The organism is Streptomyces sp. NPDC101152 (assembly GCF_044768275.1).
In the GTDB taxonomy this organism is placed as follows: domain Bacteria; phylum Actinomycetota; class Actinomycetes; order Streptomycetales; family Streptomycetaceae; genus Streptomyces.
The window spans coordinates 1-7611 of record NZ_JBIWPO010000110.1 but is presented as its reverse complement, the minus strand read 5'-3'; the positions used below and the strand labels follow the sequence as shown (position 1 = coordinate 7611).

Annotated in this window: 8 protein-coding genes, 1 tRNA gene and 2 pseudogenes; 3 read left to right on the top strand and 8 right to left on the bottom strand. The window is 72.6% G+C overall.

What is annotated here, in order from left to right; translation table 11 throughout:
• The first annotated feature begins 184 nt into the window (after positions 1-184).
• Positions 185-258, top strand: a tRNA-Pro gene (locus ACIRVK_RS44870).
• Positions 259-303: 45 nt separating this feature from the next.
• On the opposite strand, the gene ACIRVK_RS44865 is transcribed toward ACIRVK_RS44870, so the two are convergent.
• The 8 genes and pseudogenes from ACIRVK_RS44865 to ACIRVK_RS44830 form a co-directional block, all read right to left on the bottom strand.
• The gene (locus tag ACIRVK_RS44865; protein WP_404257849.1) at positions 304-1593 is read right to left on the bottom strand and encodes an MFS transporter; all 1290 of its coding nucleotides are present in this window, start codon (positions 1591-1593) and stop codon (positions 304-306) included.
• Between the two features lie 64 nt (positions 1594-1657).
• Positions 1658-2014 carry an MmcQ/YjbR family DNA-binding protein gene (locus ACIRVK_RS44860; RefSeq protein ID WP_404257847.1) on the bottom strand — a complete coding sequence of 119 codons (357 nt, stop codon included), beginning with the start codon at positions 2012-2014 and terminating at the stop codon, positions 1658-1660.
• 46 nt (positions 2015-2060) lie between these two features.
• A complete protein-coding gene (locus ACIRVK_RS44855; RefSeq protein ID WP_404257845.1) occupies positions 2061-2591 on the bottom strand; it encodes a GNAT family N-acetyltransferase in 531 nt (176 codons plus the stop codon).
• Positions 2588-3169 (bottom strand): helix-turn-helix domain-containing protein, encoded by a 582-nt coding sequence (locus ACIRVK_RS44850; RefSeq protein WP_404257843.1) that lies wholly within the window; start codon positions 3167-3169, stop codon positions 2588-2590. Before ACIRVK_RS44850 ends, ACIRVK_RS44855 begins: the two co-directional genes overlap by 4 nt.
• A 46-nt stretch (positions 3170-3215) precedes the next feature.
• Positions 3216-4118, bottom strand: coding sequence for a LysR family transcriptional regulator (locus ACIRVK_RS44845; protein ID WP_404257841.1), 903 nt, complete (start codon positions 4116-4118; stop codon positions 3216-3218).
• Positions 4119-4159: 41 nt separating this feature from the next.
• Positions 4160-5353 carry a glycine C-acetyltransferase gene (locus ACIRVK_RS44840; RefSeq protein WP_404257839.1) on the bottom strand — a complete coding sequence of 398 codons (1194 nt, stop codon included), beginning with the start codon at positions 5351-5353 and terminating at the stop codon, positions 4160-4162.
• A gap of 28 nt (positions 5354-5381) precedes the next feature.
• The gene (gene tdh / locus ACIRVK_RS44835) at positions 5382-6410 is read right to left on the bottom strand and encodes an L-threonine 3-dehydrogenase (RefSeq protein ID WP_404257837.1); all 1029 of its coding nucleotides are present in this window, start codon (positions 6408-6410) and stop codon (positions 5382-5384) included.
• 123 nt (positions 6411-6533) lie between these two features.
• Positions 6534-6662 (bottom strand): annotated as a pseudogene (locus tag ACIRVK_RS44830) (LysR family transcriptional regulator); the annotation flags it as partial.
• On the opposite strand from ACIRVK_RS44830, the pseudogene ACIRVK_RS44825 reads away from it, so the two are divergent.
• Positions 6655-6903, top strand: a pseudogene (locus ACIRVK_RS44825) (MFS transporter); the annotation flags it as partial. The pseudogenes ACIRVK_RS44830 and ACIRVK_RS44825 sit on opposite strands and share 8 nt — an antisense overlap.
• 13 nt (positions 6904-6916) lie before the next feature.
• Positions 6917-7522 (top strand): GPP34 family phosphoprotein, encoded by a 606-nt coding sequence (locus ACIRVK_RS44820; protein WP_404257835.1) that lies wholly within the window; start codon positions 6917-6919, stop codon positions 7520-7522.
• Positions 7523-7611: the final 89 nt, after the last annotated feature.

Here is a 7611-nt window from a genome sequence, read left to right as displayed (position 1 = left end):
CAAGAACTGACACATCACTGCCCGCTGTCAGCAGCCCCTTCGTCTGCTGACAGCGGGACACAGACCCCCGCAAGATCAATGCGGCGCTGCACTAGGGCCCTAAACACGTGCGCGATCACCGACGGGAGTGCGGTATGGTTTCCGTGCACGTCCGGCCAGGGGAAAGACCAGGTCAGACAGGCACCGGGACGTGGCGCAGCTTGGTAGCGCACTTGACTGGGGGTCAAGGGGTCGCAGGTTCAAATCCTGTCGTCCCGACGGTGCGAAGGGTCTTCGCAGGCGAGAGCCTGCGGGGCCCTTTTCTCATGTCACTCCCGGGCCTTGTCCGTCCGGCGCGCGGATCAGGTCGCGTACCGCCCGTATCGCCAGCAGGGCGACGGGGACGGCGAGGCTCATCGCGGCGGAGACCAGGAGGACCTGGTCGGCGCCCAGGGACGCGGCGGCGGGGCCCGCCAGTGCCTGGCCGACCGGCATCATCGCGAGGGAACCGGCCACGTCGTAGGCGTGGATGCGGTTGAGGACGACGGGCGGGACCTGGGTCTGGACGCTGGTCGCCCACATCACGCCCCAGAAGGACATCCCCGCGCCCGCCAGGGCGGCGCCGGCCGCCATGGCCGGCACGCCGAGTCCCGCCCCGACGGTAGCGGGAAAGCCCGCGAAGGCGAAGAGGGAGACCGACCCGGCGCGCAGCATGCGGCGCGGGCGCAGCCGTAGGGCGAGCAGGCCGCCGACGACCGTGCCGGCGCCGAGGGCGGAGTTGACCAGGCCGTACGCGCGTGGCCCGTGCAGTCGTACGACCTCGGCGGCGACCAGGGGGACGGTCGGGCCCCAGACGGCGATCATGTACACGCACCAGACGGCGATGACGCCCCACATCCAGGTACGTGATCTGAACTCCCGCCATCCTTCGGCGAGATCGGCCCGAAAGGCGCCTGTGGCGTGGGCCGCGGGGCCGGCGAGCCGGGGCAGGCGCAGCAGCAGGAGGCACAGGGCGCTGACCGCGTACGTGGTGGCATGGGCCGCGAAGACCGCGCCGGGCGAGGCGAAGCCGACCAGGATTCCGGCGGCCGCGGGGCCGGCCAGCTGGGCGGCGGACTCGGCGATGCGTATCGCGCCGTTCGCGCCCTGGACGTCGGTGGCGAGCCGGGGCACCGTACTGGCCACGCCGGGCTGGAACACGGCGCCCGCCACCCCGTTGACGAAGCCGATGGCGCAGATCTCCCCCAGCACGACGTGGCCGGAGAAGAACAGGATCGCGGCCAGGGACTGCGTGCCGAGGCGGACCAGGTCGGCGCCGATCATCAGTTTCCGGGTGCTGAAGCGGTCGGCGATCACGCCGCCGAAGACGACGAGTCCGGCGAAGGCGACGGACGTCGCGGCCATCACGAGACCGACCGCCCCGGCGCCGTACCCGTGCTGGAGCAGGCCCGCGGCGAGCGCGACGGGCAGCATGGTGTCCCCGAGCCGGGCGACGGCCCGCGCGAGGAAGAACAGCACGAAGTCCCGCGACCACACCGGCCGCACCCCGGCTCCGCGCCGGCCGGGAGCGGCGTCGACCGTCGCCCGGCTCTCGGCAACGATGTCATCGCCCATGAACCGCTTCACCCCCTCCGGTCCCGGATCATGCCATGCGGCACTGACAACGCCCGAGGGCTTTTCACTCGGCGGGCAGCCCCAACTCCGGGTAGGCCTCCAGCAGTCGGGTGGGGGCCGCCTGGCGCCAGGAGTCGGCGAGGATGTCGCCAAGCTCGCCGTCGTCCTCCAGCGCGGTCAGGCGCACCCGCACCCACGCGAACTGCGCTTCGTGGCCGGCGATCCAGAACTTCTGCGGTTCGGACAGCACCAGTTCGTCGCGCTCCTCCTTGGGGCAGCGCACGGCGATGGAGGTCTCGTCCTCGGGCAGCGTGGCGAACATCTTCCCGGCGACCCGGAACGTGGGCATGCTCCAGGCGATCTTCTCCGTGGTGTCCGGCAGGGCAAGGGCGATACGGCGTACGTCTTCGGCATCCGGCATGCCCGGCACCGTAGCGGCTGCCACTGACAGTCACCTGGTGAGCGGGTCACTCCGCCGGGGCCAGGGCGATCCGCTTGTAGTAGATCGACGTCGGGCGCAGTACTCCTCCGGGGCTCGCCGCGTAGTCCGGTATCGCGCCGACGCGGGTCCAGCCCGCGGTGGTGTAGAGGCGTTCCGCGGGGCTGCCGGTCTCGGTGTCCAGGTGCAGCAGGGTGATGCCGGCCGCCGCTGCCGCCGCTTCCGCGGTGGTCAGGAGCGTGCGGCCGAGACCCTGTCCGCGGGCGTCCCGGTGCACCATCAGCTTGACCAGTTCGGCGCGGTGGCGGCTGTTGGGCTTGTCCGGGAAGGCGAGGCTGACGGTTCCGACCGTCCGTTTCCCGTCGTGCGCCGCCCACACCGCGAGCTGCCCGGCCGCCGCGCCCGCGGCGCGTTCCTGCCACCAGGCGCGGGCATCCGCGCAGTCGAGCGGCGCGAGGAAGCCGATCGAGGCGCCGCCTTCCACGGTGTCGACCAGGAGGTCCGCCAGCTCCTCGACGCGCGCGTGGACCTCGCCGTGCTTCAGCCGGTCCACCCTCATGGCAGCACCACCGCCAGCACGTACCGGACCTCACCGGCACCGCCACACCGGAACCGCGTCGGCCCCCACACCCGCAGGCGCAGACAGTCACCGGTCTCGAGCCGGTGCTCCACGTCCTGCGCGGTCACCTCGAGCGTCCCGTCCAGCACCCAGATGTGCTGTTCGAGGCCGGGCACGGGCGGCCGGTCGTAGGCGATGTCGGCGCCCGCGGCCAGCCGCCCCTCCACGAGCTCGCCACGCAGCCCGGCGTGCGGCGGCGACACGGACCGTCGTACGAAACCGGAGGCGCGGTCCTCCCAGATCTGCTGTTCGGCGGCCGGCACCAGCAGGGCGGGCTGCGCCTCGACCTCGCTGAGCAGCCGGGACATGGTCCGCCCGTAGACATGGCAGAGACGGTTCAGCAGCGCGGCGGTGGGGCTGGTCTCCGCCCGCTCGGCACGCGAGAGCGTGGACCGGCTGATGCCGCTCCGCTCCGCCAACTCCCCCAGCGACCAGCCCCGTTCGGCCCGCAGCTCGGCCAGCCGCGCGGCGAGTCTGGCATCGACCGGGTCGGTGACCACATCCTCGGCCTGTTTCATATCCGGGATGATATCCCGGATATGAAACGCACTGGTTACCGAAGGCTCACACCCCCGCCGCCTCGCCCAGTGCCTCCAGCACGGGCCGGATCAGCGGGTGCTCCTCGGCTCCCCGGCGCACCGCCGCGAAGACCCTCCGGGTCGGCGCCACCCCGTCCACGGGCCGTACGACCACCCCGGCGAGGTCCATGCCCAGAAGCGCCGACCTCGGTACCAGCGCCACCCCCGCGTCGGCCGACGCCAGCGCGACGACGGCGCGGAAGTCGTCGGAGGAGTGCTCGAGACGGGGCTGGAAGCCGGCGGCCTCGCAGGCCAGCACGACCACCTCGTGGCAGGGGTTGCCGGGGTACGGCCCGATCCAGGGGTCCTTGGCCAGGTCGGCCAGCGGGATCTCGGCGGTGTCGACCAGGCGGTGGGTCACCGGGACGACCGCGTCGAACGGCTCGGCGTACAGCGGCACATGCGTCAGGCGCGGATCGTCGGCAGGCGGCGCCCCGCGGTACTCGACGGCGACCGCGACGTCCACCTGCCGGTCCAGGACCATCGGCAGGCTGGCGTCACCCTCGGCGTCCTCGACGCGGATGCGGATGCCCGGCGCGGCGACCGCGAGGCGGGCCAGTGCCGGGGCGACGACCTGCGCGATGCCGGTCGCGAAGGAGGCGACGGTGACGGTGCCGGCGGCGCCCGAGCCGTACGCGGCGAGTTCGGCCTCCGCCCGCTCCAGCTGGGCGAGGACCGCGTTGGTGTGGCTCAGCAGGATCTCGCCGGCCGGGGTCAGCCGTACCCCCTTGGCGCCGCGCTCCACGAGGCGGTGGCCGGTCTCCTGCTCCAGTGCCGTGAGCTGCTGGGAGACCGCGGAGGGGGTGAGGTACAGCGCGGCGGCAGCCGCCGTCACCGTGCGGTGGTCGGCCACCGCACGGAGGATGTGGAGCCGCCGCGCTTCGATCATGGGATCGATTATCGCAATATGTCCCGGGCCGCCGGTCCGGGTCAGCCCTCCAGTTCGGCCCGGGCCGCCACGAAGGCGTCCACCGCGCGGTTGACGTCGCCCCTCGTGTGCGCGGCCGACAACTGGACGCGGATGCGTGCCCGGCCCTGCGGCACCACCGGGTACGAGAAGCCGATCACGTACACGCCCCGTTCCAGCAGCAGCTCCGCCAGCCGGGCCGCCTTCGCCGCGTCGCCGATCATCACGGGCGCGATGGCGTGGTCGCCGGGGAGGATCTCGAAGCCCTCGTCCGTCATACGGCGGCGGAACAGCGCCGTGTTCTCGGCGAGCCGGACCCGCAGGTCGTCCGCCGACTCCAGCAGGTCGAGCACCTTGAGGGACGCGGCGGCGATCACCGGAGCCAGCGTGTTGGAGAAGAGGTACGGACGCGAGCGCTGGCGCAGCAGGGCGACGATCTCGGCGCGGGCCGCGACGTAGCCGCCCGAGGCGCCGCCGAGCGCCTTGCCGAGGGTGCCGGTGACGATGTCCACACGGTCCGTCACGCCGTGCAGTTCGGGGGTGCCGCGGCCGCCGGGGCCGACGAAGCCGACGGCGTGCGAGTCGTCGACCATGACCATCGCGTCGTACCGGTCGGCGAGGTCGCAGATCTCGCGCAGGGGCGCCACATAGCCGTCCATGGAGAAGACGCCGTCGGTGACGACGAGCTTGCGGCGCGCGCCCGCGGCCTCCTTCAACTGCCGCTCCAGGTCGGCCATGTCGCGGTTGGCGTAGCGGAAGCGGCGGGCCTTGGACAGGCGGATCCCGTCGATGATCGAGGCGTGGTTGAGGGCGTCGGAGATCACCGCGTCCTCCTGGCCCAGCAGGGTCTCGAAGACACCGCCGTTCGCGTCGAAGCAGGAGGAGTACAGGATCGTGTCCTGCTGGCCGAGGAAGGCCGAGAGGCGGGCCTCGAGTTCCTTGTGGACCTCCTGCGTGCCGCAGATGAAGCGGACGGACGCCATGCCGTAGCCCCAGCGGTCCAGGGCCTCGTGGGCGGCGGCGACCACCTCGGGATGGTCGGCCAGCCCCAGGTAGTTGTTGGCGCAGAAGTTGAGGACCTCACCCGGGCGGCCGCCCGCGGTGACGCCGACGGTCGCGGACTGCGGGGTCCCGATCACCCGCTCGGGCTTGTGCAGTCCGGCGGCGCGGATCTCGTCGAGGGTGGCGCGCAGGTCCGCGCGCACGGAGTCGTACATCTCGGATGCTCCTAGAAATGCAGGTGACTTACGCGGTCCAGTCGAGGATGACCTTGCCGCCGCGGCCGCTCGCCGCGTCGGTGAACGCCGCCTCGAAGTCGCGAAACCCGTAGCGGCCGGTGATCACGGGCGCGAGGTGGAGGCCGCCCTCCAGCAGCACCGACATCGCGTACCAGGTCTCGAACATCTCGCGGCCGTAGATGCCCTTGAGGGTGATCATCGAGGTGACGATCCGGGCCCAGTCGACCGGGAACTCCTCGGCGGGCAGGCCCAGCATGGCGATACGGCCGCCGTGCGTCATGTTGGCGATCATGTCCCGCAATGCCTCGGGCCGTCCGGACATCTCCAGACCGATGTCGAAGCCCTCGCGCAGGCCCAACTCCCGCTGCCCGTCGGCGATCGGGGCCTGCGACACGTTCAGCGCGAGGCTCACACCGATCTTGCGGGCCAGTTCCAGCCGCTCCTCGCTGACGTCCGTGATCACGACGTTGCGGGCGCCCGCGTGCCGGGCGACGGCGGCGGCCATGAGACCGATCGGACCCGCGCCGGTGATCAGGACGTCCTCGCCGACCAGGGGGAAGGACAGCGCGGTGTGCACGGCGTTCCCGAACGGGTCGAAGATCGCCGCGACGTCGAGGTCCACCGGGACCCGGTGCACCCACACGTTGGCGGCCGGCAGGGCGACGTACTGCGCGAAGGCCCCGTCGCGCCCGACGCCGAGGCCGACCGTGGCCCGGCACAGGTGGCGCCGCCCGGCAAGGCAGTTGCGGCACTTGCCGCACACCAGATGGCCCTCGCCGCTCACCCGGTCGCCGACGACGATGTCGGTGACGTCCCGGCCGGTCTCCACGACCTCCCCGACGAACTCGTGCCCGAGGACCAGCGGCGTGCGGATCGTCTGCCGGGCCCAGCCGTCCCAGGACCGGATGTGCAGGTCGGTGCCGCAGATGCCGGTGCGCAGCACCTTGATCAGTACGTCGCCGGGTCCCACGGCGGGTTCCGGGACGTCCGCGAGCCACAGCCCGGGTTCCGCCTTCTCCTTGACCAGCGCCTTCAAGTTGCGGCTCCTGTGCGTGAGGACCCGCACGCGGGCACGCCGGGGCGGCCCGCGTCCGGGGAGGGGGGTGGAATCACCTGGCAATCTGCCGCACCGGAGCGCCCCCGGTCCATCGAGGATTTCTTAAGCCGCGCCGCAGCCTGGCTTCACGGCGTGCGGATCGCCGGCCGGCAGCCAGGCGTCCGGTGCGTGGATGCCGAGGTCGCCGACGCCCTCGCACAGCGCGTCGACGGTCGCCAGGACCGCGCTGCTGACCGCCGTGGACGCCGTCGGCCAGATCCTCGGCCCGCTGGCCGTCGCCCCGCTGCTGCGCCACGGCTACCGGCCGGCCCTGCCGCTCGCCTCCCTCGTGGTCCTCGCCGCGGCCGCGGCCGCCGCCGTGCTGCGGATCGGCTTCCCGCACCACCTGGTCGCGGCAGGCCACACGGCGGCTGAAGTGCGGCGAGAATCGAGCCAGGACGCGGGCGCCCTCGCCCCGCACTCGGCCAACTGACGTGGAGTCGCTCATGACCACCGCACGGGACCTCGCGATCGTCGCCCTCGAAGCGGCACCGGACCGGCCCGTCGAGCAGGGTGACCTCTCGCTCGCGCTCGCGGGAGCCGAGGTGTTCGACCTCATCGAGGCCAAGGCCCTCGTCCTGGACGGCGAGCGCATCCTGCCGAGCGCCCAGTCGCCCACCGGCGACCGCCTGCTGGACGAGGCCGCCGCGGCCCTCGTACGGCAGGAGCCGTACGAGTCGGTCGAGGACTGGCTGTGGCGCCGGGGCCGGGGGCTGTTCGCGGCCTACGCCGACGACTTCGAGCGGGTGGGGCTGACCACACGGCCGCGCGGTCAGCGCATCCCGCTGCGGACCTCCCGGACGGTGCTGGTCGACTCGGCGGCCCGGCGCGAGGCCGGGGAGCGCTGGGCGGCGGGCGAACCGGTCCTCGCGGCGCTGGCGGCCGCGGCCGGCATCCGCGACGAGTCGGCCGGGGACGCGGAGGCCCTCACGGGCGACAGCGTCACGACCGTGCTGGCCGCCGTCGGCGACGCGGTGATGGAACTGGAGGCGGTACGCCAGCGCAAGGCGATCGAGGACGCCGCGTTCGACAACGTCTGGCGTGGTTACTAGTGCAGCGCCGCATTGATCTTGCGGGGGTCATGCGGCTTTGAGTGGGGTGCCGTCGTAGGTCCAGCGGAACGGCTGAGCCTCATCGTCGT